Raw genomic sequence first — 25,896 nt, 5'->3', positions numbered from 1 at the left:
CCCTTCGACAGGCTCAGGACACCGCCTCAGGACTCCCGGGTCGGCCTGCTGGATCGCCGTTGCGGAGATTTCTTACGAAGCTCGTGATGTCTTGGTGGAGCCTCGGGTGCGCACCCTCCAGCGGGTCCTCTTTCCCGACCACATCCGCGATGTCCGCGAGGCATTCGGCCACGATGGAGTCGGCACGACGTACGCCCCACTTCGTGATCTCGGCGACCAGATCACCCGTCGTGAGACCGGCGTGGCGGTAGGCCCCGTTGACGGCGAGAGCCATCTTCCCGTCGATGTCGGCGATGTGGGTCTGGGGTACGACGTCGTAGGCGGGCGCTAGGCGGGGCTCGTTGTCGAGTGGATGGAGGATGCCAAGGTTCTTGGCGTGCATGTCGAGGTTGCCGACGGCGACCGCGAGCACGGCCATCTGCGCGAGGGTCACCATGTCAGCCGACTGCGTGGTCCGCTGGAGCGTGTCGGCGACACGACGCAGGCTCACCAGACCGCCGTACTCCTGGTACTTCTGATCCCCCGAGGCTCCCAGCGCCTGACTGAAGTCCTCTTGGTGGATCCGACCGGCGGCCGAGCGGTCGAAGCGCTCGATGACCAGAGTCGGCAGACCGTCGAAGTCGTCGATCCAGGCGTCGTGACGGGCCAGCCCGAGCGCTCGCGAGATCCGAGCGCCGTACTCCTCGTCGAAGATCACGCTCGGACGCCGATCCAGCCGCGGCTTGAGGATGTGGGTCGTCGGATGACCGCCCAGTGCCTGCGCCCAACCACCGTCCTGACGAACCAGAACGACCTTCGGCTGCACGCCCGCGAGAGACGACTTCCCGAGCAACGGCTCGTTGGCCAGCGGAGCACCGACCGGATCCTCGAGCAGTTGCCGGATTCCGACATCGCCGACGGGTTGAAGCGAAGGCGTCTTCGGTTCCGTCGGGTCATCGAGATCCCAGATCTGGAGCGCTCCCGCGACATCACGACCATAGCGAGCGAGGAAACCCAAGGTGTCCCCGCGACGCAGCCCCGCCTGACTCAGCATGTAGCCGTACTGGTCGCCCTCGGGCAGCAGCTCAGCGAACCAGTTGCGGCGCCGCGAGGCCTGATGTTTGCGTGACACGGCGACGAGCGGAACCGCCACCGAGAGCACGGAGCTGTTCGCGCCGAAACGATCGACTCCGTCACTGCTCGGGACGAAGTCGTACGTCGCAGGCTGGCCGGTCAGCTCGCCGATGACCGTGCCGTAGAGCTCAACGGCGAGACGCATCGCGCTCGTCCTCCCAGGTGGCGGTCAGCTCGACTCCGGTTGCGCGCATCATGTCGAGCAGGCGGCGTACGTAGATCGTCGACTTGCCCGATTCGACGTCACTGACCGTGCTCTGCGGCACGCCGACCGCATCCGCCAGCTCCGTCTGCGTCATCCCGCTAGCCAACCTTGCCTGCTGAACCGCCAGCCCGAAGTCGGCCGGTGCCCGCAATCGCGCACGACTCATCTCGCTCGCTCCTTCCATCGCGATTTCACGATGAACCCAGAGTATCGCGAAATCGCGATAGCACCACGGTATCGTGATTTCCCGATACCCGCACGACGGCACCCGCAATCGATCCGTACCGTGAACCACCGTGACCAACTCGAAGATCGCAGCCACCTGGTGACTGCGATCTTCGAGTTAGAGGCTGATCAGGCGCCGGCAGCCTCCCGCTCCTCGAGCTTCGTGAGGCAGATGTCGACGATCATGTCCTCCTGGCCGCCCACCAGACCCCGGCGGCCGCACTCCATGAGGATGTCGCGGGTGTCGACGCCGTAGCGGGCGCTCGCGTTCTCTGCGTGGCGGAGGAAGGACGAGTAGACGCCGGCGTAGCCCATGGTGAGGGTCTCGCGGTCGACGCGTACGGGGCGGTCCTGGAGCGGGCGGACGATGTCGTCGGCGGCGTCCTGGAGCTTGAACAGGTCGCAGTTGTGCTTGAAGTCCGACAGGTTGGCGACCGCGATGAACGCCTCGATCGGGCAGTTGCCGGCGCCGGCACCGTGACCGGCGAGGGAGGCGTCGACGCGGTAGACGCCGTTCTCGACAGCGACGACCGAGTTGGCCACCGACAGCGACAGGTTCTCGTGGGCGTGGATGCCGATCTCGGTCTCGTCGTTCAGTACGTCGCGGTAGGCGCGGGCGCGGTCGCGGACGTCGTTCATCGTCAGCCGGCCGCCAGAGTCGGTGATGTAGACGCAGTGGGCGCCGTAGGACTCCATCAGCTTCGCCTGCTGCGCGACCACCTCGGTCGGCGCCATGTGGTTGAGCATCAGGAAGCCGGAGACGTCCATCCCCATCTCGCGCGCGGCGGCGATGTGCTGTGCCGACACATCGGCCTCGGTGCAGTGGGTGGCGACGCGCACCGAGCGTACGCCGAGGTCATAGGCCCGACGCAGGTCCTCGATCGTGCCCACACCGGGAAGCAGCAGCGTCGTCAGGCGGGCGTTCTTGATGACCGAGGCCGCTGCCTCGATCCACTCCCAGTCGGAGTTGGAGCCGGGGCCGTAGTTGACCGAGCCGCCGGTCAGGCCGTCGCCGTGGGCAACCTCGATGGCGTCGACACCGGCCTCGTCGGCGGCGATGACGATCCGCTTGACGTCTTCGGGCGTGATCCGGTGGCGTACGGCGTGCATGCCGTCGCGCAGGGAGACCTCTTGGACATAGATGGGCGTGCTCATCGCGCGACCTCCTTGGACGAAGCGCTCTGCTGTTTTGTCGCTACCGCAACGTGATCGGCCATCTGCAGCGCGGCCGAGGTCATGATGTCGAGGTTCCCGGCATAGGCCGGGAGGTAGTGCGCGGCGCCCTCGACCTCGAGGAACACCGACACCTGATGCGTGGGCCGGGTCGTCTCACCCTCGGCCAGCAAGGTCTCGACCGGCTGGTCCGAAGGGATCGGGTGGACCTGGACCTTCTGCTTGAGCCGGTAGCCGGGAACGTAAGCAGCCACGTCACCGACCATCTTCTCGACCGACTCGGTGATCTCCGCGGTCAGCTCCTCCAGGGAGCGAGTCCCGCCCTCGACCAGCGCGAAGACGGTGTCGCGCATGATCAGCGGCGGCTCGGCCGGGTTGAGGATGATGATCGCCTTGCCGCGCTTGGCGCCGCCGACCTGCACGATCGCGCCAGAGGTGGTCTCGGTGAACTCGTCGATGTTGGCTCGCGTGCCGGGACCGGCGGAGCGCGACGAGATCGAGGCGACGATCTCACCGTAGGCGACCGGCACCACCCGTGCGACCGCGGCCACGATGGGGATCGTCGCCTGCCCGCCGCAGGTCACCATGTTCACGTTCGGGGCGTCGATGTGCTCGTCGATGTTGACGGCCGGGACGACGTACGGCCCGATCGCCGCGGGGGTGAGGTCGATCAGCCGCTTCCCGTAGGGCTCCAGCGCTGCCGCGTTGGCGACGTGCGCCTTGGCCGAGGTCGCGTCGAAGACGATCTCGATGTCGTCGAACCCCGGCAGCCCGATCAGCCCTTCGACGCCGTCCGACGTCGTCGCGAACCCGAAGCGTTCGGCGCGAGCCAGGCCGTCGGAGGACGGGTCGATCCCGACCATCGCGCCCATCTCCAGGTGCTGCGACGTACGCATCACCTTGATCATCAGATCGGTGCCGATGTTGCCCGACCCGATGATCGCCACTTTCGTCTTGGCTGTGCTTTCCGCTGGCATGAAGGTCACTTCCCTACGCTGAAGGCCACCGAGCCGAGGCCCGACACGGTGGAACGAACGGTGTTGCCCGGGGCGATCGGCCGCATCGGCCCGAGCGCGCCAGAGAGGATGAGCTGGCCGGCGCGCAGCGGCTCACCGAAGTCACGCGCGTAGCGAGCCAGCCACTGGACGGCGTTGACGGGGTCGCCCAGGCAGGCTGCCCCGGTCCCGGTCGAGACCTCCTCGTCGTCGATCGACATCGACATCGAGACGTCCTTGGGCTCGAACTCGTCCAGCCGCCGGCGCTCGGTCCCGAGGACGTAGGCACCCGCGGAGGCGTTGTCCGCGACGGTGTCACCGAAGGCGATCTTCCAGTCGGCGATCCGGCTGCCGCAGATCTCGATCGCGGCAACGGCGTAGTCGATGGCCTCCCTGACCTGGCCGTAGGAGAGGTCACCGTCGGCCAGGTCGGCAGCGAGCACGAAGGCGATCTCGGCCTCGGCCCGCGGCTGCAGGATCGCGTCGGCGGGGAGCACTCCCCCGTCGGGATAGGCCATGTCGTCGAAGAGCACACCGAAGTCGGGGGTGTCCACGCCGATCTGCTCCTGCACCGCCTTGGAGGTGAGCCCGATCTTGCGGCCTACGATCTTCGCCCCGCCGGCGAGCCGGGTGGCGGTCAGGCGCTCCTGGATCGCGTACGCCGTCTTCAGGTCGGTCGCGTCCAGCAGGTCCCGCATCGGCGGCACGGGGGTGCCCGTCGCCGAGGCGGTCAGCAGCCGATCTGCCGCGGCATCGACGGCAGCATCGGACGGGGAGGTCACTTCGTTCATATCCCCCACGGTCTCAGCAGATGGGCGAAAGAAGCGGGGTAGGCGTCCCGCTGACCGGTACGGTGATCTCATGCCGCACCAGCCTGCCGATCTCGACACCGTGCTCGGCAAGGCGGTGACCATCCTGCGGGCCTTCACGGTCGACGACCAGGTGCTGTCGCTGGCCGAGCTCGTGCGCCGCACCGGACTCCCCAAGGCGACCGCCCACCGCGTCGCCGGTGACCTGGTCACCAACCGCCTCCTGGACCGCACCAACCTCGGCTACCGCCTCTCCGGCGGCCTCTTCGAGCTCGGCATGCGGGCCTCGGTCGAGCGCTCGCTCCTGGAGCTGGCGATGCCGTTCCTCCAAGACCTCTACGAGCGCACCCACGAGACCGTCCACCTGGGCGTACGCGAGGGCCACGACGTCGTCTACGTCGCCAAGATCGGCGGCCACCGCCAGGCGAAGTCACCCTCCCGGCCGGGCGGCCGGATGCCGGTCCACTGCACCGCGATCGGCAAGGTCCTGCTCGCCTACGCCGATCCCGAGGTGCAGCAGGAGGTCCTCAGCAGCCCCCTCGAGCGGCGTACGCCTCACACGATCGTGGCGCCCGGCCTGCTGGAGCGACAGCTCGCCGCCGTGCTCGAGAACGGCGTCGCCTTCGAGCGCGAGGAGTCGGCCGCCGGGCTGCAGTGCATCGCGGCCCCGGTCCTCGCCGAGGGCGGCGACAAGGCGATCGCCGCGATCAGCGTCACCGGCCCGGTGGGCCGCTTCCGCCCCGAGGCCCACGTGACCATCGTCCGGGCCGCGGCTCAGGGCCTCTCCAGCCTGGCGAGTCGCCGCCGCTCCCTGTCCAGCTGACGCGGGTCAGTCCGTGCGGGCCGGCGGCAGGTCGGCCAACCTGGCGTCCGGATGGGCTCGAACGGCGTCGAGGAGCTCCAGCCACCCACGGCCGACCTCGTCGAGCCTGTCCTCCGAGACGAGCCGGAAGGCAGCGGCGCGCAGCACATCGACACCCACCTCGGGCGTACGTCCGGTGCTGCGCAGAGCCGTCAGCACCTCCTCGACCTGCTCGGCAGGCGCGGCAGGATCGCCGGCCAGCGCCCACTCCACCTCCCCCTCGGTCGCGACGCCGTCCTCACTCACAGCTTGACCCAGTAGCGCCGGGTGAGCCCGTAGCCGTACGCAGCCGCGTCGATGACGTCCTGGAGCTCGCCTCCCTGGGACTCGATGGTGCGCGCCGAGGCACCGTTGTCCTCGTCGCAGGTGATCAGGACGCGCTCGAGGCCCAGCGCCCGGGCCTCGTCGAGCACCAGACCCAGCGCTCGCCGGGCGTGCCCCTGGCGACGGGACGAGGGCCGCACCGAGTAGCCGATGTGCCCACCCACGTTCTGCAGGAACTCGTTGAGCTCGTGCCGAAGCTGGATGAACCCGACGACCTGGCCGTCGTCGGTGATCCAGAAGGACGAGGCGTGCACCCGCCCGGCGGGCGGCGGGATCGTGAGGTTCCGGTCCCGCGCGGTCTTCGCGACCAGCCGCTCGCACGCCTCGCGGCTCACGTCGGCGGCCTCCTCGTCGGGGATGGCGGCGCCGTCGACATGACCCCCGCCGAACTCGGCGACGGACGCCGCCCAGGAGTCGTAGAGATCGAGCGAGGGAAGGGCAAGTGCTGTCATGTCGCAAGCAGACCAGTCCACGGCCCGCCGGAACAAACCGTTATCGCAGAACGACGGGTATCAGCCGTCGATCACCACGGTCCCCTTCGCACGCGAGACGCACAGGATCATGTGGCCGTCGCGCTCGTAGTCGGCCAGCGCATGGTCGCGGTGCTCGACCTCACCCTCCAGCACCCGCACCCGGCAGGTGCCACAGAACCCCTGCTGGCAGGAGTACGCCTGGGTCGGCCGCACCCGGCGGACCGCCGTCAACGCCGACTCCTCGGCGCCCACCTCCACGTCGACATCGGAGTCCTCTAGGCGTACCCGGAACGGGCGGCCGCCGAGCACCGGCGGCGGCGAGAACCGCTCGTAGTGCAGCGTGTCGATCTGCGGGTCGGGGATCTGCGCACGGATCGCGTCGATCATCGGCATCGGCCCGCAGCAGTAGAGAGCCGCTCCCGCCGGAGCGAGCGAGATGATCTTCGCGGCGTCCGGCGTGCCCATCTCGTCGTCGGGCCACAGCTGGATCTCGTGGTCGCCGACGATCTCCCGGATCTCCGCCAGGAACGGCATCGTCTCGCGCGAGCGGCCGGTGTAGACGAACTCGTACGGCACGCCCCGCCGCACCACGTCGCGCAGCATCGGCAGGATCGGAGTGATCCCGATGCCGCCGGCGACGAAGAGGTAGCCGGCGGGCGAGTCGACGAACGGGAAGGCGTTGCGCGGCCCTTTCAGGACGAGCCGGTCGCCGACGGAGAGGAAGTGCGCCTCGACGGAGCCGCCGCCTCCGCCCGCGGTCGGCTCGATCCGCCGCACGCTGATCCGATAGGCGGAGAGGTCGTCGGGGTCGGAGTTGAGCGAGTACTGCCGCAGTCGGCCGCTTGGCAGCACCACGTCGACGTGCGCCCCCGGGTCCCAGGCCGGCAGGTCGCTGCCGTCCTCACGCTCGAACCAGATCGCCCTGACGTCGAGGCCCTCGTCGTCGATCCGGCTGACGCGTACGTGCAGGTCGCGGTCGATCCTGCCGAGCGGCTTGCGGCGCCGCCAGGATCGGTAGGCGGCCTTGGTCCAGTAGCCCCCGACGATCGCCTCGAAGCCCCGGTAGAGCCGCGAGTCAGGGATGTCCGGGGCGGCGTAGTGGGCGGGGCCGGTCACTGCGCCTCCGCGATGGCGTCGGCCCGCAACGCCGCTGGCGACTTGGCCAGGTAGCTCACCGCCTGCGCGGTCGAACCCTCCTTGGACGGGTCGTAGTTGGGCAGGAAGAACTTCCAGGTCGCCCACCCGATGCGTACGACGCCCGGGACCAGCCCGCGGCGCTCGGCGTCGATCAGCTTGATCAGCCCCGCCTTCGGCCGCTTCGCCGGATCGGGTTGTTCAGGATCGAGCGGGGTCGGGTCGTTCTTCATCAGGTAGCCGGCGCCTCGCCACCACAGGACGAGCAGGGCGGTGCCGCCGAGCAGGTACGAGCGAACCCGACGGACGTAGCGCCCGTCGACGTGCTGGAAGACGTCGTAGGCAACGTTGCGGTGCTCGACCTCCTCGGCGCCGTGCCAGCGCAGCAGGTCGAGCATCGTCTCGTCGGCGCCGGCCTCGTCGAGTGCGGGCGAGTTGAGGACCCAGTTGCCGAGCACGGCGGTGAGGTGCTCGAGGCCGGCGATGATCGCGGCGCGCTCGATCAGCCACTCCTCCTTGGCCCGGCCGGTCAGGTCGCGGTCGCCGAGGATCTTGCGGAACAGTGCCTCGATCTCGGCCGCGAACGGACGTACGTCGAGACCATTGTCGGTGAAGTAGTCCTGCACCTCCTGGTGGGCGGCGGCGTGCACGCCCTCCTGACCGATGAAGCCGATCACGTCCTCGCGCAGCTGGTCGTCCTCGATCAGCGGCAGGATCTCGGAGAACACCTTGACGAACCACCGCTCGCCCTCGGGCAGCAGCAGGTGCAGCACGTTGACGTAGTGGGAGGCGAAGACCTCGCCCGGGATCCACACCAGCGGCAGCTTGCTCCAGTCGAACTTCACGTTCCGCGGATGGAGGGCCACCTTGGCCGGCTCGTGCCCGCGCTTGCTCTCCTTGGTCTCTTTGCTCATCGCACGCCCTCCTTCTCGATGAAGGCCGCGATCTCGCCCGCGACCAGCTCCGGATCCGCGGCCACCACCCAGTGGCCGCCGTCGATGACCTGGGTGACCAGCGATGTCGCGTACGCCCGGGGTGCCTCGGTCTGCAGCGGCACCGTCACGTAGTCGTCGTCACGCGGGGCGATCACCAGCACCGGCACCTCCGTCGACCGCGGCGACGGGCGGAGCAGCTTGCCGAGGAAATTGGCCCGGTAGAGCTCGACCCCGTTGACCTGGTCCTTCGTCGGCCGCGCCTCGCCACCGACGAACTTGGCGAGCAGCCCCGAGCGCACCATCGCCTCGGGCAGCAGCGGCAGCTGGAAGGCGAAGACGTACCAGGAGTGGGCGAGCTGCCGCAGCGAGCTCCCCAGGTGGGTCCGCTCGCGCAGCCAGGTGGTCGCCATCCCGAGGTCGGGCCCGGAGATCGAGACGTACGTCGCGATCCGGCTGCTCAGCGCCGGGTCTGTCACCGACTCCCAGGTCTGGATCGAGCCCCAGTCGTGCGCCGCGACGTGCACCGGCGCGTCGGGCGAGACGGCGTCGATGACCGCCTTGAAGTCTGCGGAGAGCTGCGCCAGGCGGTAGCCGGCGGTCGAGTCCGGAACCCCCGACTCCCCCGTGCCGCGTACGTCATAGGTGACGACGTGGAAGCGCTCGGCGAGCACCTTTGCGACCCCGTCCCAGACGGAGTGGTTGTCGGGGTAGCCGTGGACGAGCACCACGGTCTCGGCATCGGCCGGCCCCTGCTCGTAGACAGCGAGCGTCAGTCCGTCGGTCGTCTCGACCTGCCGTGTGGTCACGCCACCACCTCCGTAGCGCAAGCGCCAGAATACGGACGCGGTGGCGTGTTGATCATCTGGCTCACTCGCTGACGCTCGTTCACGTGTCCTCCTCGATCGGGTACCTCACCAACAGATTAATGAGACACCGTGTCCGCATACAATAGCAAGCACCGATCTCAGAGACCCGGGTAGAACAGAACGACCCGCCGCAGACACGGTCTGCGGCGGGTCGGTCAGGAAGCAGTGGCTACGAGGCGCTGTGAGAGTCGGCCAGGCGCGACTCCTCGGCGGCTTGCTCCTCGAGCTCCTTGCGGCGGCGTTCGACCTGCAGAGCGACCTCGGCAGGGTCGTCGATGAGAGCGGCCATGCCGCCTGGGACGCGTTCGAGCGCCTCCCGGGCGAAGATCTGCTGCATGGTGGTGGTGCGCTCGGAGCGGTCCTTGCCGATGAACGACATCATCCAGTGCAGGGTCGCGGTGAGCCGGTTGCGGAACCCGGTCATGTAGGCCAGGTGGACGACCAGCCAGCCGAACCAGGCGAGAATGCCGGTCAGCTTGAAGTTGCCCATCATCAGGACCGCGTTGAAGCGGGAGATGGTGGCCATCGAGCCCTTGTCGAAGTACTTGAAGTTGCCGGGCTCCGGCTTGTTCTTCAGACGGGCCTTGATCGTCTTGGCCGAGTGCTTGCCGCCCTGGATCGCGACCTGCGCGACACCGGGAAGGTGGTCGAGGCTGATCATGTCGCCGACCACGAAGATCTCGGGGTGATCCGGCAAGGTCAGGTCGGGGTTGACGGCGATCCGACCTGCGCGGTCGAGCTCGGCACCGGTCTGCTTCGAGAGCGTCTTGCCCAGCTCAGAGGCCTGGACGCCGGCGGCCCAGATCTTCGCGATCGACCCGATCCGCTCGGTCCTGCCGTCCTTGAACTTCATCTCGATGCCGAACTCGTCGACGTGAGTGACCATCGCACCGAGGACCACCTCGACACCGGCCTTCTCCAGCGCCTGCTCCGCCTTGGCGCCGAGCTTCTCCCCGAACGGCGGCAGCACCTGCGGGGCCGCGTCGACGAGCACGACTCGCGCCTTCTCCGAGGAGATGTGGGTGAAGTCGTTCTTCAGCACCCGGTTGGACAGCTCAGCGATCTGGCCGGCCATCTCCACACCGGTCGGGCCGGCACCCACGACGACGAAGGTGAGCAGGTCGCCGATCGGCTCGCCGCGCGAGGCGGTCAGCTCGGCGATCTCGAAGGCACCGAAGATGCGCCCACGCAACTCGAGCGCGTCGTCGATCGACTTCATGCCGGGGGCGAACTCGGCGAAGTGGTCGTTGCCGAAGTAGGACTGTCCGGCGCCGGCGGCGACGATCAGCGAGTCGTACTCGACGTTGATCTCCTGGTTGAGGATCTGCGCCGTGACCTGCTTGGCCTCGGTGTCGATCTCGGTCACCTCGCCGAGCAGCACCGTGGCGTTCTTCTGCCGGTGCAGGATGTCTCGGGTCGGCGGGGCGATCTCGCCCTGCGAGAGGATCCCGGTCGCCACCTGGTAGAGCAGCGGCTGGAACAGGTGATGGGTCGTCTTCGCGATCAAGGTCACCTCGACGTCGTCGCGGCCCTTGAACGCCTTCGCGGAGAAAAGACCCCCGAAACCGGAACCGATGATGACGACCCGGTGCTTTGCCTGGTCCGCTGACATTGACTAATCCCCTACCTCAAACGAGATCTTTTGAACGTTCCACCTCATATTCTGAACCATTCCGGCGGATCTGTTCATTCCCGGGCGCGACTACTTCGTCACAGTCGCCGGGCGGCCGCCGAGTATGCGCTCCGACCGCGTGTCCGTTACCCCGTCGGAACCCCTTGACTTTAATCTGTGAGGGCGACCGGGACCTTGTGCCCTAGTGGTCCATGGCCCGGATCAGACACCTTCAAGTGCGGAAAATTCTTTCAACGAACAGCACACAACGAGACCGTGTGGATCCCGACCCGCGAGATCGGAGGAGGAGAACATGCCGTTGAGCCGGCCAGCTCTCCTGCTCCGCACCGGTTCCCGCGCCGTCCAGGACGCTCGCGTCTGGGTCCGAGCGGCCTGCGAGGAGATCGAGCGCACCGACCTCGTCGACTGCGCTGAGTTCGGCGTCTCCGAGCTCGTCTCCAACGCGCTCTTCCACGGCACCGCCCCGGTCACGATCCGGATGCGCGGCACCGTCGACCACCCCCGCGTCGAGATCCGTGACGGCTCGACCGAGCCGCCCCTGCTGCCGGTCCCGCTCGCCCTCGACGACGAGGACGAGGTCCTGCTGACGGTCGGTCGCGGCCTCTCGATCGTGGCCAGCGTCTCGGAGGCCTGGGGCGCCGACATCGACGCGTCCGGCAAGACCGTCTGGTTCACCCCCGCGGCCGAGATCGACGAGGGTGACGGCGTCGAGGGCGTGATCACCGGACCTCCCGGCGCTCCCCCGAAGCCCGAGCGCCTCGGCACCGATGCGGTCGAGGTCAGCATCCTCGGCGTCCCTCTCGCCCTCTACAAGGGCTTCCAGCACCACTTCCGGGAGCTGCGGCGCGAAGTACGCCTCCTCTCCCTCGCCCACGCCAACGACTACCCGCTCGCCGCCAGCCTCTCGGCCCTGTTCGGCTCGCTGGAGCGCCAACTCCTCGACGGCCTCGGCCACGGCCAGCTCTCCGGAGTGATCGGGTCGAGCTCGGGCCGCGACCGGGAGACGGCGGACCTGCACGTACGCATGCCGCGGTCCGCCGCCGAGACGATGCGCCGCTTCCTCGACATGCTCGACCTCATCGACGAGTTCTGCCGCCAGGAGCGGCTGCTCGTCCTGGCCCGCTCGCCCGAGCAGGTCACTTTCCAGCGCTGGTTCCTCGGCGAATACCTCACCCAGGCCGCCGGCGGCCGCCCCACCAGGTGGAGCGCGGCGCAGATGACCGGGCTCCGTTAGAAGCCGTACGCTTTCGGCGTGCTGCGTGAGCATGGCGACCTGCTCGCCCCCATCGCTGCCGGCGGAGCACTCGGCTCGCTGGCCCGCTGGGGCCTCACCACCGCCCTCCCCCACGGCGGCCACTCCTGGCCGTGGGCGACCTTCCTCACCAACGTCTCCGGCTGCCTGCTGCTGGGCGCGCTGATGGCATTCGTCCTGGGCCCGTGGTCCACTGTCCCGTTCTGGGGCCGCTACCTGCGCCCGTTCCTCGGGGTCGGCGTGCTCGGTGGCTACACCACCTTCTCGACCTACGAGCTCGAGACGTACGTCCTGGGCGGGCACGCGCCCGCACTCGCGATGCTCTACCTGCTCGCCTCGGTGGTCTCCGGGATCGGTGCCGCCTGGCTCGGGCTGACGCTCGGCCGGGTGGTCGTGCTCGACAGCGGCCGGAAGGTCGTGGTCGCCGGCATCGACCCCGACCTCGATCCCGACCCTGCCCCCGACTCTGCCCCGGATCCGGGCCGAGGAGACGAGCGATGACCGCGCTCCTGGTCCTGCTCGGCGGCGCGATCGGCGCGCCGGCGCGCTACCTGACCGACCTCTACGTCCGGGAGTGGACCGGCACGGACTTCCCTTGGGGGACGATGGCGGTCAACGCCGTCGGCTCGCTCGTGCTCGGCCTGCTGGCCGGGGCGGCCGCGAGCGGCGTACTTCCCGGGTGGGTGCTCACCCTGGCCGGCACCGGCTTCTGCGGAGCCCTGACGACGTTCTCGACCTTCTCCTACGAGACCGTCCGCCTGGCCGAGAACGGCCGGTGGCGATCGGCCGCGCTGAACGTCCTCGGCTCCCTCGCCGTCGGGACCGCCGCGGTCAGCCTCGGCTGGCTCGTCGGCTCAGCGGTCTAGGCCCAGCCGAGCTGGTGGAGCTTCTCGTCGTCGATGCCGAAGTGGTGGGCGATCTCGTGGACGACGGTGATGCGGATCTCGGCGGCCAGGTCGATCTCGTCCACGCACATCTGCTGGAGAGGCTGGCGGAAGATGAAGATCCGGTCCGGCAGTGTGAGGCCGTAGAGGTCGTTACGGTCGGTCAGCGCCACACCGTCGTAGAGACCGAGGGTGTCTTGGGGCTCGCCCTCGGGCGGCCACTCCTCGACGAGCACGACGAGGTTGTGCACCTGCGCGGCCAGCTCGTCCGGAATGGCGTCGAGCGCCTGGTCCACGAGTTCGTCGAAGCGCTCTGGGCTTATCTCAATCCCCACAGAAGACATTCTGCCGGGTGACAGTTACCGCTACGCAACTGCTTCCGAAGTATTTTTCCGAAGGTTTGCGCGAGCCTGGCGCTCCAGGTCCCGCTGATGGAGCTCTCCGTTGCGCGGGCGACCGCGGGTGCGCTTGCGAGCGACGACGATCCCCTCGTAGAAGACCTCGCCTCCCCACACACCGTGCGGCTCCTGCCGGGCGATCGCACCCTGCAGACAGGAGCGCTGCAGCGGACACGTACGACACAGCTCCTTCGCGCGGTCCGCGTCCACGCTGGTCGCGGCGAACCACAGATCGCCGTCCTCGATCGCGCACGGCAGCTCGCTCCAGTGCACGCCGGTCGTCTCTCTTGCCGTCGCCACAGGCGAACCAGTCATCACAGCCCCATCCCCTCGCTGATCCCCGTCGTCAGGGATACCCACTGAAGAGGGTGGTCGGATGGCCTGTCAGTTTTCTGTCAATAGGCAGGTGCTTGGAGCGGTCACGCAGAGTTGAGATGTCATCTACATCAGGGGATTCCACAACATCGCGACCCTGCTGGTACAAACTGTCCACACTAGAGGGAGGAAGGGCTAGGGTTTGCGAACATGCGCTCAATGAAAAGGGCCTCGGCGTCCATCACCGTGGGCCACCGACCGGTGGAGGATTTCCACCGACGGATGGCGCATGATCCCAACAGCCGGGCCATCGCCTCGGAGACCCGCGACTGGCTTCTGGTGAAGTCCCTGCTGCAGCCCGGTGAGGTCCAGTGGGCGCGGGTCGCGGTCAAGTTCCCCCACGAGGGGAATGCCTCGGGTCACGCCTTCCTGACCGACCGCCGGGTGATGTTCGAGTTCCACGAGCGCGTCTTCTCAGTCAACCTGGCCGTCCTCACCTTCATCGGCGTTCCTCCCCCACCCAGCCTGGGCGACTTCATCATCGAGGCGCTGGTCCCCGGATCGTCCTACTCCACGACGATGAAGATCCGGGACAAGGACGCCTTCCACGACTTCTTCCCGACCCTCGACTACGCCGCGCGAGCCGCCGGCGCGCAGGTGAACGTCGACGCCAGCTGGGGCGGCGAGTACGGCACCGGGAACCCCTACGGTCAGCCCTCCCCGAACAGCTACGGCGTCGCGCCGGCCCCGGGGTCCTACCCGAACCCGGGTTCCTACCCGAACACCGGCTCCTACTACCCCAACCAGGGTCCGTACGGAACCAACACCGGCTCCTACGGCCAGGCGCCGAACACCGGTGCCCAGCGCACCGTCGGCAACGGCCCGTACGTCGGACAGCAGGGAGCCCAGCAGCGTGCCCGTGAGGAGGCCGCGCTGATCGAGGCCAACCTCGCCCATGCGCTGCCCGCCTTCCTGCACGAGGGCGAGTCGATCGTCGCCGGGGCCGACATGATCCAGAACATGACCGACGTCGAGATGAAGGTGATGGCCACCGAGTCACGCCTGATCGTCGTCGAGGGCAACATCCTGTGGGCCTCCCCGCTCGAGCACACCCACGTCATCTACGCCGGCGGCGAGCGCAGCCACCTGCGCCTGCTGGCCGAACGGGTCACCGAGACCATGGCGCTGACCCCGGGACCGCCGACGGCCAACCCGTCCGACCGGCGCCGCCTCGTGCTTCGTACGCTGCGCGACGCCGCTGCCGGCGAGCAGCTGCACAACCACCTGACCACCAACGGTGGCCAGGTCTTCGACGCCTGGCCTGAGTAGTCGCCGCGGCGTACGAGATCTGCTTCTACATACGACGAGAGCCCCAGCCACGTGGCTGGGGCTCCGTCTTTGCTGCTGAGATCTCGACACGCGGGTCGCGGCTTCGCAAGCTCAGCCGCGCCGCTGCTCGATCTGCCGCTCCCGCGCCGACTCCACTCCTTCGTCGTGGAGTCGGCTGGTCGCGTCAGTCCTGCGGGTTGAAGAACAGACCGAGTGCGACCGCCCAGACGAGGTGCCACAGGTAGACACCCAGGACGGTGCCCCACCCGAGGTTGATCGAGAAGAAGCCCGGGTCGATGCCGATGACATCCTCCGGGTGCAGGGCCGGGATCCACCAACCGCAGGAAGCGGTGGCGAGGAACATACCCATGCCGAGCGAGCGCGCGAGGTTGCTCGAGGTGGTGTGGGTCTTGCCGAGCCACGGGAAGATCACCAGAGCGTAGGCGAGCGCGAAGACCATGCCGTTGAAGTAGTGGAAGCCCATACCGGCGAACCACTGCGAGACGGCGAAGCCGGCCTCGTTGGCGGTGGCGTTCGGGGTCAGGATGACGCCGTTGAAGAACGCGAAGTCCAGCGGGCCCTCCATGATGCCGAGGCCGTAGATCCAGTAGCCGAACATCGTGGCGAGCTGGGTGGCACCGAAGCCGGCGACGAGAGCACCGATCAGACGGTTGTTGTTGACGAACTGCGGCCAGTGCGTACCGGTCGTCTGCGCCATCACGGCCGGCTGCTGGATCGCCGGCTCCTGGTACTGCGGCTGGGCCTGGGACTGCTGCGGACGCTGGTCCCAACCAAGGGCGGGGGGCTGCTGCTGCGCGGGGGCGGCCGGGGTGCGGTAGGCACCGTTCGTCTGCATCCGTGACGCAAGCTCGTCCGCACTCGCCGCATGGGGCGGCCGATGCGGGTAGTACGACGACATGGTGGTGTTGCCTCCTGAATACCGAACGTCTTAGTCGTTCCCCCGTGCCCTGCCGAATTGCGACGTCGACACAAGCGGCAGAATCCTCTCACGAGAGGACAGCAGCCCGCACGTTACCGCCAAATCGGCTTATATCCCACAGGGACGAACGGCCCGAACCGGGGGTGAGATCGAGGGATCTCTGGCCCGAGACTCCTGCCGAAGCAGGACGACCACCCTCCCACGCTCGACGTCTCCCGCGCTCGCCACACCCCGGCGTGTCCCCCGCTCCGGGAACAACACCCGACCCACAAGTCACACGTGAAGAAACAAGACCCTCCAGCCACACCACAACGCCGCCAAACAGCCGCAGCCAGACAAGCCCGACCACACCAACGCGCACGACCGCAGCAGAGCGAACGATCCCCAGAGAAACTAAGGGGGTGCGGGGGATATCCCCCGCCGCGGCCGAAGGCCGCCATGTAAATAACGAAGAGGACGTGGTCGCATTTCTGCGACACACGCCCTCTCTGATTCGTTCCGCGACCCTGACGAGACTTGAACTCGCGACCTCCGCCGTGACAGGGCGGCGCGCTAACCAACTGCGCTACAGGGCCTTGTTTGTTTCCGCTGTGTGCGGCAACGGGAAAAACATAGCCCATGGGTGAGGGGGATTCACAATCGGGGAGGGGTCCTACTCCTCGAAGGGCTCCTCGCCCTTCGGTTCCTCGTCGGTGAGGCCCTCCACGAGCCGGTTCTTGACCATGTAGGCCATGGCTCGTTCGGCCGCGCGAGCCTTGCGCCGGAGGGCCTCGACACCGGGCGCCTTCTCGTCGCTGTAGGCCGCGAGCCGGGCGACCTCGCGCCCGGTCTGACGCTGGATCTCGGACATCGCGAGCCAGACGCCGAGGTCCTGCTCGAGGCCTTCGCGGGAGCGCAGGATCGCGGCGGTGAGGAGCTGGATGACGGTGACCTCGACGTCCTCGGCGGTGGACGAGCTCGAGACGAGGGTGGCGGCGATCGTGCCGGCGCCGGTGGTGGTGATCGCACCGGCGGTGACGAGTCCGCCGACCATCCCGCCAGGGCCGAAGGCGGAGAGCGCGCCGATGATCGCCGCTCCCCCGGCGAGCCCGGCGGGGGCGGCGAGGGCGAGCCCGATCGGACCGGCGACCAGCACGGCGGCGCCGATCCCGATGCCGACCCACAGCTTCCACTGGTCGACCGGGTAGACGGCCTTCGAGGCGGACTGCATCGCGATGTGCAGGTTCTCGCCGAGCCCGCCCCCTAGCCCCATCCAGACCGTCAGGTCGTGGAATGCCTGGCGGCGTACGTCGTCGGGGACGTCGATCTCATAGGGTCGCACCGGGTTGGCGGTCGCCAGCGCGACCAGGGCGAGGACGGCCTCCTCCTTGGAGAGCTGGGTCAGCGGCTTGGGCCGGGGAAGGTCCCGATCACTGGGTGTGTCCGGCGAGACGCGCAGGTCGAGGAGCTGTTGGGGGATGCGTACTCCGTCTGTCCGGTAGTTCTCGATCAACCGCTCCAGGACCTCGTGCTGGACGACACGTAGGGCGGCGCCGAAGCGCTCCTGGGTGGCTCCCTTGAGGTGGTCGCGCAGGAACTGGGCGTAGGCGAGCCACAGGGCCAGGCGGACCTCGAGCGAGTTCAGGGCGACGTCGGGGGTGCCCTCGACGATCGCGAGCTCCTTGGTGAGGGAGCCGAACAGGCCGCGCCCGATCGCGGTGGCGACCGGCTTGGAACGGAGGTAGGTGGTGGTGCGGTGGTCGAGGCCGAGCCCGACCTGGAGGTCGAGCGCCCACGGGAAGTGGCGCCAGATGCCGCGCAGGCCGGTCACCGCGTCGCCGTTGCTCCAGACGTTGACCCACCAGCCGACGTGGTCGACCGGCGCCTTCATCTCCAGGCGGTCGGAGTCCTCGTGGAGGTTCGGGTGGGCGGCCGGGCTGCCGATCGTCACCAGCCCGGTGACCGTCAGCTTCGGCGGGAGCCGGCGCAGCAGGTCGATCGCGATGATCGAGCCGAGACTGTGGCCGACGATGACGATCTCCCCTTCCTCGGGGAGCTCGTCGAGGACCATGCGCAGCGTCCGCGCCCGGATGCCGGGCTTGGTCACGTAGTTGTGGGCCTGGCGGAGCACGCGCAGCACGATCGGCGCCAGCGAGTCGGTGACGCCGACCGGCGAGGCGGGCACCGGTTCGCCGAGGATCGACTCGAGCTCGGCGGTCGCGCGCTCGACCCGGCGGCGTACGTCCCGCTGGTCGGCGGCGCTCAGCCTCGGCGTGGTGACCGGCGGGATCTTGATGGTCTTGTCGCCGTCGTCGGTGCGCAGCACGTCGGGATACTTCGGCGCGATCACCTCGACCTCGTCGAGCCCCGGGTAGCCGGCAGCCTGCAGCGAGCTGTCCAGCGCGCGGCGCCAGGCGTCGCGGGGGTCGCCGTTGCCGACGCCGTGAAGGTAGAGAAGCGAGACCACCTCTCGATTCTCTCCCATGCCGGAAGCAGCTCCGCCTATTTGGCGGACGGGTTCAGTCGGCGTCCAGGCCCTGCTCGATGGCGTAGCGGGTGAGCTCGACGCGGTTGTGCATCTGGAGCTTGCGCAGGGTGTTCTGTACGTGGTTCTGGACCGTGCGATGGGAGAGCACGAGACGGTCGGCGATCTGGCGGTAGCTCAGCCCCTTGGCGACGAGCTTGAGGATCTCGGTCTCGCGGTCGGTGAGCGTGGGCTTGTCGCCGCGCACCTCGGTGGCGGCGCTGTGCTGGAACTCGCCCAGGACCAGACCGGCGAGGCCTGGGGTGAAGACGGGGTCGCCGGCGGCGACGCGGCGTACGGCCTCCAGGAGCTCGTCGCGGGAGGCCGACTTGACCAGGTAGCCGGTCGCGCCGGCCTTGACCGCGGCGAGAACGTCGTTCTGCTCGCCGGAGGCGGAGAGGATGAGGACCTTGGCCACCGGGTGCAGCGCCATGATCTCGGTGGTGACCTGGACGCCGTCGGGCTCGGGGATGTGCAGGTCGAGCACCACCACCTCCGGCCGGGTCGCCGCGAACCGGGTGATCGCCTCACGGCCGGTGCTGGCGGTGGCGACGACCTCGAAGCCCGCACCGGCCAGGTCGCGCTCGACCGCGTCACGCCACATCGGGTGGTCGTCGACGACCATCACTCTGCTCATGCTTGCCCTCCTGTTCGGGGGACCGTGAGCTCCCACTCGGTCCCGGTTGCTCCGGTGATCAGTTCTGCCTTGCCGCCGAGGTCCTCGATCCGGCCACGGATCGACTCGCTGATGCCGAGCCTGCCCTGCGCCCCGGCCTCGACGACCCGGCCATCCGCGATGCCCGGCCCGTCGTCACGCACCGAGACCTCGACATGGTCGGGGAAGGCCAGCAGGAGCACCCAGGCACGAGCGTCCTCACCGACGTGGCGGCGTACGTTGTCGAGGGCCGCGCGGGTCGCCGCGACGATCTCCTCGGCCGGGTGTGCGGGCATCTCGACGGCGGTCGCCGGTCCGGACACGGTCACGGTGCTGGTCTCGAGCTCGGCGAGAGCGGCGGCGAGGTCGACCATCCCGACGGCCGGGCCCCGGCCGGGCTGTTCGCCGCGGATCAGTGCTCGCAGCTCCCGCTCCTGCTCGCCCGCCAGCCTCCCCAGCTCGGCGGCGTCACCACCCAGCTCGCCACCGCGGCGCTGGACCAGGGCCAGGACCTGGAGCACCCCGTCGTGGACCGCCCGAGCGAGCCGTGCCCGCTCCTCGGCCCGCGCCGCGGCGCGCTCGGCCTCGTCCCGTTCCTGCGCCATCCGCTGCACCGACTCGCACATGTAGCCGACCACCGGGCCCCCGATGACCAGCAGGAACGCGTTCCCGTATATCGACTGGTCGATCTCCTGCCGCAGCACCAGGTCGACGGCCGCCAACGCCAGCCCGGCCAGCAGGCCGCCGATCCAGCGGTAGTGGATCGCGCAGGCGAGCAGCGCGCCGCTCACCCAGAACCCCGGCACGCTCGCCTGGAACCCCGGCCCCTTCAGCAGCGGAGTCACGAGCAGGAGTCCGAGCGCGATCGCCAGGTCGGCGCCGACGAGCACCGCCGTGCGGCGGGCGGGTGCTGCGTACGCCCAGACGGCGAAGGCCGTCCATCCCACCATGACCAGCGCGCAGACCAGCGCGGCCGCGGGCGGGTCGAAATTGGCGGCGCGGTAGATGGTCAGGCCGACCGCGTTGATGAGCACGACCACGCGCAACACCGCCAGCGCCCGGAAGAGCCGGTTCTCGACCTCGATCGCCGCTGGCGACGTCCACGCACTCACAGTCGGAAGTGTTGCATCCGCACGACCCGGTGCGTCCTGGATATGAGTATCCGTGCGGATGCCGGCCGGGCCGTCGCGCCGCGAGACTCGAGACATGGAAAGACTGTGTACCCCCTACCGGATTCGAACCGGCGCTACCGCCGTGAAAGGGCGGGGTCCTGGGCCGCTAGACGAAGGGGGCCTGCCGGGACATCCTAGAGGTCTGCGTCCGAGGCCGCCAAAGCGAGGCCGTACGTCCGGTTTCGGGTCCCGATTCGGAACGTCGCGGTCGCTTCCGGTAATGTTTCACCTCGCTTGGGCAGGTAGCTCAGTTGGTACGAGCGATCGCCTGAAAAGTGATAGGTCGGCGGTTCGACCCCGCCCCTGCCCACAAGCAACAACCGGCTTCGACCTGCAGTTATGGGTCGAAGCCGGTTGTCATTCTGGATCAAGTCTCAGCGCACACCCTGCGTTTCCCGCACGCGCTTCGGCGGAACTACGCAAGGATGGTGGGCTGTGAAGTACGCCGATCCTGGTCGCTGCCCCGACTGCCGGGAGGCCTTCGAGCCCGGCACCAGCCCCTGCCCGCACTGCGGGCTGCCGCTGGAGAACGCCGTCGCGCAAGAGCTCTACGGCACCCTGCTGCGGGCCGACGTACTCATGACGCGGTTGCGCTCGATCCGGGAGGAGGCGAGCCGAGCCGCGCGACGGACCCCGCCGCCCGTTCCCCTGCCGGTCTCGGCGCCGGTCTCGGCGCCGCCGCAGATCCAGCCGGAGCCCGAGGCCACGCCGCTCGCGGACCCGGCCGCGACCGCGATGGCCGGACCGGCGCCGTTCCCCGGTGCTCCGGTCGCCCGGCGGGCGCCGATCACGGTGCCGCTGATCCTGGTCGGCGTCGGCGTGCTGTTCCTGCTGGTCGCGGGCGTCGTCTTCCTCGCCGTCGCCTGGGCCACGATGGGCGTCGGCGGCCGCACCACGATGCTGGTCGTCTTCACCGCGCTCTTCACGATCGGTGGCGCGGTGCTGATGCATCTCGAGCTGCGCGCCGGCACCGAAGGCGTCTGGACGCTCGCGCTGGGACTGCTCGCTCTGGACATAGCGGGCATGAAGTACGCCGGTTGGCTCGACGGAGTCGTCTGGGACCGTGGCTTCCTGGTCATCGTCGGCGTGGTCGTCTTCCTGGCCGGCACCGCGATGTCCCTGATCGGCGCGCGCAGCGAGAAGCTCACCGCGGTGATCGGGCCACAGGTGGCGGCCGCCGCCGGCGTACTCAGCGCCCTGATCGGTCTCGAGCTCATCTCCGACCTGATCTGGTTCCCGCTGATCGCAGCGGTCATCGCCCTCCTCGTGGTGATCGTGGCGAGCAAGACCGACCTCCAGGCGCTGACCCTCGGCTCGATGGTCGTGATGGCGGGCTTCTGGTTGATGCTGCTCGTCCGTGGCCTGGCCGATCCCGCCCTGACCGGTTCCGAGCTGCTGCGCGGCGGCACCCTGCCGCTGCTGCTCGGTGCCGCCGCGGTGCTGACGGTCGTGGCGCTGCTGTTCCCGCTGCCCAAGGACGCCAAGGTCGCGATGGTCGGGGTGTCTCTCCTGATCGCCGCCTACACCTTCACCCAGCCCGCTCTCGATGACGGCGCTGTCACCCTGACGGTCGTGGCCGTGGTGGTCACCCTGGTCGCCGCCGGCGCGCTCGTCGCGCTCCCCCGGCCCTGGCGTTGGGCCGCCACCGCGTTGACGCCGTACGCCGTGGGCCTGGGCATCACGGTCCTCATCCTGGCGGTCTCGGCCGCCGTCCGGCTCGCGGCCGTGCCCTGGACCGAGTCCGCGTTCTCCCCGGTCACCGGTCCGGAGCCGTTGCTGCCGGGCTGGCTGACGCTGCCGGCGATGCTCGCGATCCTCGCCTTCGGGACCGCCTGGTTCTACCGGTACAACCCGCCCGCGTTCCGCACCTACCGACCCACGATCGGCTGGATCACCTTCTCCGGCGGCGTCTCCGGGTTCGCGATCACGGCCGCCTGCTACGGCGCTCCGCTGCTCTTCCCGGCGCTGTTGCTGCTCGGTGTCGCCGTCGCGCTGGCCTGGTGGGCGGAGCGGTGGCCACGGCTCCTCGCCGCCGGCATCTTCGGGCTGGTCGCGCTCGCCGCGGCGCTGCCCAGCGACCTGCTCACCGTGGTCGTCGCGCTCGCGCTGGCGGCGGTGGCTGCGTACGCGGGTCAGGGTCTGCTCGGCGCCGACCGCGAGGTCGCCGCGAGCTACTCGGTCACGACGCTCACCCTCGGTCTGTGGTCGCTCGCGCCGCTGATCGACGTGGAGCGGCAGTGGGCCGCGTGCGTGATCGTCACGGTCCTCGGACTGATCACGCTCTTCCGCTTCCGCGGGTCGGGCTGGTGGGCGGCCGTGGCCTGCGCCGCGATCTCGATCGGGATCGGCGCCGTCGACGTGACCTGGGCGGCGGTCTTGCTGACCATCGCCACCATCCTCGCTGCGGCCATCGGCCTGCACCACCGCCAGCCTCCCGCGCTGGCCGTGGCAGGCACTGTCGGGCTCGGCGCGGCCACGGCCGCGGTCCTCTCCAACGACGTGCTCGCGCTGGCCGTGACCCTCATCCTCACCGCCCTGGGCATCATCGTCGACCGCGTCCAGTCCGGCACGACCCGGGAGGTCGCGACCGCCTACTGGATCCTCGCCCTGACCGCCACCGTGTGGCAGGCGGCCCGGCTGGCCGACATCGAGCGTCCCTACACCGCGGTGGTGGTCGTCGTGGCGATGGGCGTCATCGTTCTCGTACGCCGCAGCCCCGCGATCGAGGCCGCGGCTGCCACCGGTGCCGCGGTGTCGATCGGCCTGGGTGCCTTCGAGGCCGGGACGCTCGACACCGACTGGCTGGCGATCCTGCTGCTGATCGCCGGTGTCATGTGCATCGCGACGATCCTGCGACACGAGCCGCAGCAGTCCGGGCCCCGGCTCACGGTCGCCGGTCTGCTCGGTCTGGGATCGCTCGGCGCCGCCTTCACCAACGAGCTGCTGGCACTGGTCGTGGCCGGGGTGCTCACCGCCGCGGCCGTCGCCGTCGACCGGCTCACCCAGGAGCTGCAGACCAAGGCCGTCACCGCGCCCTACTGGATCATCACGCTGACCGCGTTCTGCTGGATGTTCGCCAACCTCAACGACATCCCCAAGCCGTACGCCGCAGCGGGGATCATCGTCATCCTGGCCGTCGTCACCATCTTCCGGCTGCTCCCCTCGGCCGAGATCACCGCCGCGGTCGCCGCGGGCGTCACGATCGTCGTCGGCACTGTCAGCTTCGGTCCCGAGATCGTCCTGACCCCGGACGGGCCGACCGCGGTCGGATCGAGCGGCGTCGATCTCCCCTGGCTGAGCATCCTGCTGACCCTGGCCGGCGCCGCCGTCTCCGCGCACGCGATCGCCCACCACGAGCGTCGCTGGCTGGGCTGGGCCGGCGCCGGCCTGGCGACTATCGCGCTGTGGATCCGGCTGGCCGACACCTCGGTCACGACCTGGGAGTACTACACCCTGCCGCCCGCGATCGCGCTGGTCGTCTTCGGCGTGGTCAAGCTCCGCCTCGACAGAGAGGTCGCCTCACTGCCGGTGCTCGGGCCGGGCGTCTTCCTCGCGCTCATCCCGTCCGTCCCGGCAGCCCTCCAGGACCCGGTCTCGATGCGGACCGCCGTGCTCGGCATCGCCTGCCTGGCCTTCATCCTCGGCGGCGCCTGGCTGCGCTGGGCAGCACCGTTGGTCGGTGGCGCCCTGGTCGCCTCGGTCCTGGCTCTGGCACAGATGCCGTCGGCGCAGGCGCTGCAGCAGTGGTGGGTGCTCGGTGCGGCCGGACTCCTGCTGCTCTTCCTCGGCATCACCTGGGAGGCGCGGCTCCACGACCTGCGCCGGGCCACCGCCTATGTGCGGGGGCTCCGTTAGGCGGACGCCCACGCACCCGGAAGACTGGAGCCGATGTTCCCCGAATTCAAGATCGTACGTCGCCAGCGCCCCGTCACGATCGCGGTCGAGTCCAGCAGATTCTCCCGGCCAGCGGCCAACGCCGCGATCGAGGCCGCCTGCGACGGCCCGGTCTCGCTGAGCCTCACCTCTGGTGGGGATGTGCTCACCGGGAAGTACGACGGGCGGCGGGTGTGGCTCGAGACGACCCGAGCGAGGTCGAGCGGCGAGCTTGCTCGTCCGCTCGCGCCGAGCGAGGGAGTGACCGCGCGAAGCGCGGAGGTGACGACCGGGTCGGGGCGTACGTCCCACGCGAGCCGGCGCCACGGCAGGGTCGGACGCGGGGTCGGCCGGTTCGCGCTGACGCTGACCGGGACGATGTTGACCGCGCTGACCTATGAGGGCGGCGCGTGGGTGGCCAGAGCACGCGTCGATCTCACCGAGGTCGGGATCGAGCCGCGAGACGAGTCGTGGCTCGCCGGCCTGACCGCCGGCCACGAGGGCTCCGCCGAGGACGTACGCAGCGGCGCCTTCGGACAGCTCGGCCTGCGCGACATCCGACTGGTGACGTACGCCGACGGGTCGCCGTTCCGCGAGGACGACGGCACCCTGCTGCTCACCGCCACCAGCGCCGGGCCGGGGTTCTTCCCCACGGCGCACACGTCGGTGTGGGCGTTGGACCCGGTGACGTACGACCTCGTCCGTCGCGGGGCGCTCTACTTCCGCAGGGACGGGCTGGTCTATGGCGACCACGCCACCCACCTCGTGCGCGACGGCGACGAGTGGCTGGTCACCACGAGCACGTGGGGCGGCTTCAAGGCGCCCGACAAGACCGACCCCAGCAAGCCGTGGAGCCCGGTCGGAGTCACGATCGCCCGCTCACGCGCGGACCTGACCCGTGGCGAGCACGTCCTCGACTCGACCCCGCTCGCGCTGCCGACAGACGGGCTCATGTCGGTCGGCGTCTGGGATCCCCATGTCCTACGCCGCGACGACGAGTGGCTGGTCGGCTACGTCAGCGCCAGGAAGTACTTCGACTTCCATACGGTGCTCGCCAGCGGACCGAGTCTGGACGCGCTCAACCTCCGGGCAGCGCGAACCGACCGGACGGCCACCGAGGGCACCACACTTGTCCCGCTGGGCGGCACAGTCGTCGTCGGCGCCAGCGACGGACGCGACAACCCGCGTCGCGTCCGTGCTCGCTACCCGATCTTCGACCTGGACCTCAACGAGGTCGCAGAGCTCCGATCGGCGTACGTCACGAACCTTCCGTGGCCCACTCTGATCCCGGTGGGGGACGAGTGGTTGCACGTCGCCTTCGACGGCACGCCTCACGGCGGCCGGCTACCCGGCTACGGCACTCACGGGGAGGTAGTGATCAGCCGATCAGTCTGAGGGGATGTCGACCAGGACGTTGCCGCCGTTGGCCGACAAGCCCTAGTCGCGCGAGGATCCCGCGTCGTAATCCGACCAGTCGTCGTAGTCGTCCGGCTTCGGATCGGACTTCTGACTGGTGTCTTCATCACCATGAAGTTCGCGCGCAAGGGCCCCGAAGTCCGTCTCATAGGTCCGGTACTTCAGGTCGCGTGCGACCTTCGTCTGCTTGGCTTTCGCTCGGCCGCGCCCCATAGGGTCCAGCCCCCTCGTCGCACTTGGCCGGGATAGTCCCGGGCTGTTCACAGGTTTCTCGTAGGGATAACGCTACCGGTTCATGCCAAGAATCCGCACGCCGGGGTGTCGAAAATCCGTTCGCTAGGAGCGAATGTTACTGAGGTCACATGAATCTGAGCCTGATGACTCGTCATTCGCCGTTCACCCTGACGACAGA

Annotated in this window: 25 protein-coding genes and 3 tRNA genes; 8 read left to right on the top strand and 20 right to left on the bottom strand. The window is 69.1% G+C overall.

Translation table 11 applies throughout. The features are described from left to right. Window positions 1-13: 13 nt before the first annotated feature. From OH802_RS07995 to OH802_RS07975, 5 genes are read right to left on the bottom strand one after another with little or no spacing between them, the layout of a single operon-like run. Complete coding sequence (locus OH802_RS07995) at window positions 14-1,258, bottom strand: type II toxin-antitoxin system HipA family toxin (protein WP_406026787.1); 1,245 nt, start codon at window positions 1,256-1,258, stop codon at window positions 14-16. After that, a complete protein-coding gene (locus OH802_RS07990; RefSeq protein ID WP_406026785.1) occupies window positions 1,242-1,640 on the bottom strand; it encodes a helix-turn-helix domain-containing protein in 399 nt (132 codons plus the stop codon). The genes OH802_RS07995 and OH802_RS07990 overlap by 17 nt, the downstream gene beginning before the upstream one ends. Window positions 1,641-1,672: 32 nt before the next feature. Then, window positions 1,673-2,698 carry a 4-hydroxy-2-oxovalerate aldolase gene (gene dmpG / locus OH802_RS07985; protein ID WP_406026783.1) on the bottom strand — a complete coding sequence of 342 codons (1,026 nt, stop codon included), beginning with the start codon at window positions 2,696-2,698 and terminating at the stop codon, window positions 1,673-1,675. After that, window positions 2,695-3,693: an acetaldehyde dehydrogenase (acetylating) gene (locus OH802_RS07980; RefSeq protein ID WP_406029251.1), complete on the bottom strand. Its 999-nt coding sequence runs from the start codon at window positions 3,691-3,693 to the stop codon at window positions 2,695-2,697. The genes dmpG and OH802_RS07980 overlap by 4 nt, the downstream gene beginning before the upstream one ends. Window positions 3,694-3,698: 5 nt before the next feature. Continuing rightward, a complete protein-coding gene (locus OH802_RS07975; RefSeq protein WP_406026781.1) occupies window positions 3,699-4,502 on the bottom strand; it encodes a 2-keto-4-pentenoate hydratase in 804 nt (267 codons plus the stop codon). A 70-nt stretch (window positions 4,503-4,572) separates the two neighbouring features. On the opposite strand from OH802_RS07975, the gene OH802_RS07970 reads away from it, so the two are divergent. After that, a complete protein-coding gene (locus OH802_RS07970; RefSeq protein ID WP_378819342.1) occupies window positions 4,573-5,343 on the top strand; it encodes an IclR family transcriptional regulator in 771 nt (256 codons plus the stop codon). A gap of 6 nt (window positions 5,344-5,349) precedes the next feature. Here the strand turns inward: OH802_RS07970 and OH802_RS07965 are convergent, their stop codons facing one another. From OH802_RS07965 to OH802_RS07940, 6 genes are all read right to left on the bottom strand, one after another. Continuing rightward, entirely contained in the window at window positions 5,350-5,628 is a 279-nt protein-coding gene (locus OH802_RS07965; protein WP_406026778.1) for a hypothetical protein, read from the bottom strand. Then, a complete protein-coding gene (locus OH802_RS07960) occupies window positions 5,625-6,158 on the bottom strand; it encodes a GNAT family N-acetyltransferase (RefSeq protein ID WP_406026776.1) in 534 nt (177 codons plus the stop codon). Before OH802_RS07960 ends, OH802_RS07965 begins: the two co-directional genes overlap by 4 nt. 60 nt (window positions 6,159-6,218) lie before the next feature. Beyond that, window positions 6,219-7,295 carry a PDR/VanB family oxidoreductase gene (locus tag OH802_RS07955; RefSeq protein WP_406026774.1) on the bottom strand — a complete coding sequence of 359 codons (1,077 nt, stop codon included), beginning with the start codon at window positions 7,293-7,295 and terminating at the stop codon, window positions 6,219-6,221. Continuing rightward, a complete protein-coding gene (locus tag OH802_RS07950; protein ID WP_406026772.1) occupies window positions 7,292-8,227 on the bottom strand; it encodes a metal-dependent hydrolase in 936 nt (311 codons plus the stop codon). Before OH802_RS07950 ends, OH802_RS07955 begins: the two co-directional genes overlap by 4 nt. Continuing rightward, the gene (locus OH802_RS07945) at window positions 8,224-9,054 is read right to left on the bottom strand and encodes an alpha/beta fold hydrolase (RefSeq protein ID WP_406026770.1); all 831 of its coding nucleotides are present in this window, start codon (window positions 9,052-9,054) and stop codon (window positions 8,224-8,226) included. The genes OH802_RS07950 and OH802_RS07945 overlap by 4 nt, the downstream gene beginning before the upstream one ends. Window positions 9,055-9,283: 229 nt before the next feature. Further along, window positions 9,284-10,726, bottom strand: coding sequence for an NAD(P)/FAD-dependent oxidoreductase (locus OH802_RS07940; protein WP_406026768.1), 1,443 nt, complete (start codon window positions 10,724-10,726; stop codon window positions 9,284-9,286). A 313-nt stretch (window positions 10,727-11,039) separates the two neighbouring features. Here OH802_RS07940 and OH802_RS07935 point away from each other — a divergent pair, with 313 nt between their 5' ends. From OH802_RS07935 to crcB, 3 genes are read left to right on the top strand one after another with little or no spacing between them, the layout of a single operon-like run. Then, window positions 11,040-11,981, top strand: coding sequence for an ATP-binding protein (locus OH802_RS07935; RefSeq protein WP_406026766.1), 942 nt, complete (start codon window positions 11,040-11,042; stop codon window positions 11,979-11,981). Window positions 11,982-11,999: 18 nt separating this feature from the next. Next, the gene (locus tag OH802_RS07930) at window positions 12,000-12,500 is read left to right on the top strand and encodes a fluoride efflux transporter FluC (protein ID WP_406026764.1); all 501 of its coding nucleotides are present in this window, start codon (window positions 12,000-12,002) and stop codon (window positions 12,498-12,500) included. Next, window positions 12,497-12,865, top strand: coding sequence for a fluoride efflux transporter CrcB (gene crcB, locus OH802_RS07925; RefSeq protein ID WP_406026762.1), 369 nt, complete (start codon window positions 12,497-12,499; stop codon window positions 12,863-12,865). The genes OH802_RS07930 and crcB overlap by 4 nt, the downstream gene beginning before the upstream one ends. Here the strand turns inward: crcB and OH802_RS07920 are convergent. Both OH802_RS07920 and OH802_RS07915 read right to left on the bottom strand, forming a co-directional pair. Then, a complete protein-coding gene (locus OH802_RS07920) occupies window positions 12,862-13,227 on the bottom strand; it encodes a metallopeptidase family protein (RefSeq protein WP_406026760.1) in 366 nt (121 codons plus the stop codon). The two genes, crcB and OH802_RS07920, sit on opposite strands and share 4 nt — an antisense overlap. Before the next feature lie 21 nt (window positions 13,228-13,248). After that, window positions 13,249-13,581 (bottom strand): WhiB family transcriptional regulator, encoded by a 333-nt coding sequence (locus tag OH802_RS07915; protein ID WP_406026758.1) that lies wholly within the window; start codon window positions 13,579-13,581, stop codon window positions 13,249-13,251. A gap of 297 nt (window positions 13,582-13,878) precedes the next feature. Here OH802_RS07915 and OH802_RS07910 point away from each other — a divergent pair, with 297 nt between their 5' ends. Beyond that, complete coding sequence (locus tag OH802_RS07910; RefSeq protein ID WP_406026756.1) at window positions 13,879-14,925, top strand: hypothetical protein; 1,047 nt, start codon at window positions 13,879-13,881, stop codon at window positions 14,923-14,925. Between the two features lie 184 nt (window positions 14,926-15,109). On the opposite strand, the gene OH802_RS07905 is transcribed toward OH802_RS07910, so the two are convergent. From OH802_RS07905 to OH802_RS07880, 6 genes are all read right to left on the bottom strand, one after another. Beyond that, complete coding sequence (locus tag OH802_RS07905; protein WP_355019591.1) at window positions 15,110-15,844, bottom strand: hypothetical protein; 735 nt, start codon at window positions 15,842-15,844, stop codon at window positions 15,110-15,112. 522 nt (window positions 15,845-16,366) lie between these two features. Continuing rightward, window positions 16,367-16,440, bottom strand: a tRNA-Asp gene (locus OH802_RS07900). Window positions 16,441-16,517: 77 nt separating this feature from the next. Beyond that, window positions 16,518-18,329 carry a hypothetical protein gene (locus OH802_RS07895; RefSeq protein ID WP_406026753.1) on the bottom strand — a complete coding sequence of 604 codons (1,812 nt, stop codon included), beginning with the start codon at window positions 18,327-18,329 and terminating at the stop codon, window positions 16,518-16,520. A 34-nt stretch (window positions 18,330-18,363) separates the two neighbouring features. Next, window positions 18,364-19,005, bottom strand: coding sequence for a response regulator (locus OH802_RS07890; protein ID WP_406026751.1), 642 nt, complete (start codon window positions 19,003-19,005; stop codon window positions 18,364-18,366). Then, complete coding sequence (gene macS / locus OH802_RS07885; RefSeq protein ID WP_406026749.1) at window positions 19,002-20,135, bottom strand: MacS family sensor histidine kinase; 1,134 nt, start codon at window positions 20,133-20,135, stop codon at window positions 19,002-19,004. Before macS ends, OH802_RS07890 begins: the two co-directional genes overlap by 4 nt. Before the next feature lie 108 nt (window positions 20,136-20,243). Continuing rightward, window positions 20,244-20,316 (bottom strand) — tRNA-Glu (locus OH802_RS07880). A 115-nt stretch (window positions 20,317-20,431) separates the two neighbouring features. Between OH802_RS07880 and OH802_RS07875 the strand changes: the two genes are divergently transcribed. The 3 genes from OH802_RS07875 (at window position 20,432) to OH802_RS07865 (ending at window position 25,463) form a co-directional block, all read left to right on the top strand. After that, window positions 20,432-20,505, top strand: a tRNA-Phe gene (locus OH802_RS07875). Window positions 20,506-20,630: 125 nt separating this feature from the next. Then, entirely contained in the window at window positions 20,631-24,050 is a 3,420-nt protein-coding gene (locus OH802_RS07870; protein WP_406026747.1) for an SCO7613 C-terminal domain-containing membrane protein, read from the top strand. 33 nt (window positions 24,051-24,083) lie between these two features. Further along, complete coding sequence (locus tag OH802_RS07865) at window positions 24,084-25,463, top strand: hypothetical protein (RefSeq protein WP_406026745.1); 1,380 nt, start codon at window positions 24,084-24,086, stop codon at window positions 25,461-25,463. 42 nt (window positions 25,464-25,505) lie between these two features. On the opposite strand, the gene OH802_RS07860 is transcribed toward OH802_RS07865, so the two are convergent. After that, window positions 25,506-25,697, bottom strand: coding sequence for a DUF3073 family protein (locus OH802_RS07860; protein WP_160026710.1), 192 nt, complete (start codon window positions 25,695-25,697; stop codon window positions 25,506-25,508). Between the last annotated feature and the right edge of the window lie 199 nt (window positions 25,698-25,896).

Source organism: Nocardioides sp. NBC_00850, assembly GCF_045207335.1.
Classification (GTDB): Bacteria; Actinomycetota; Actinomycetes; order Propionibacteriales; family Nocardioidaceae; genus Nocardioides.
Note: the sequence above shows the minus strand (reverse complement) of the source record. Positions and strands in the feature narration are given on the sequence as shown.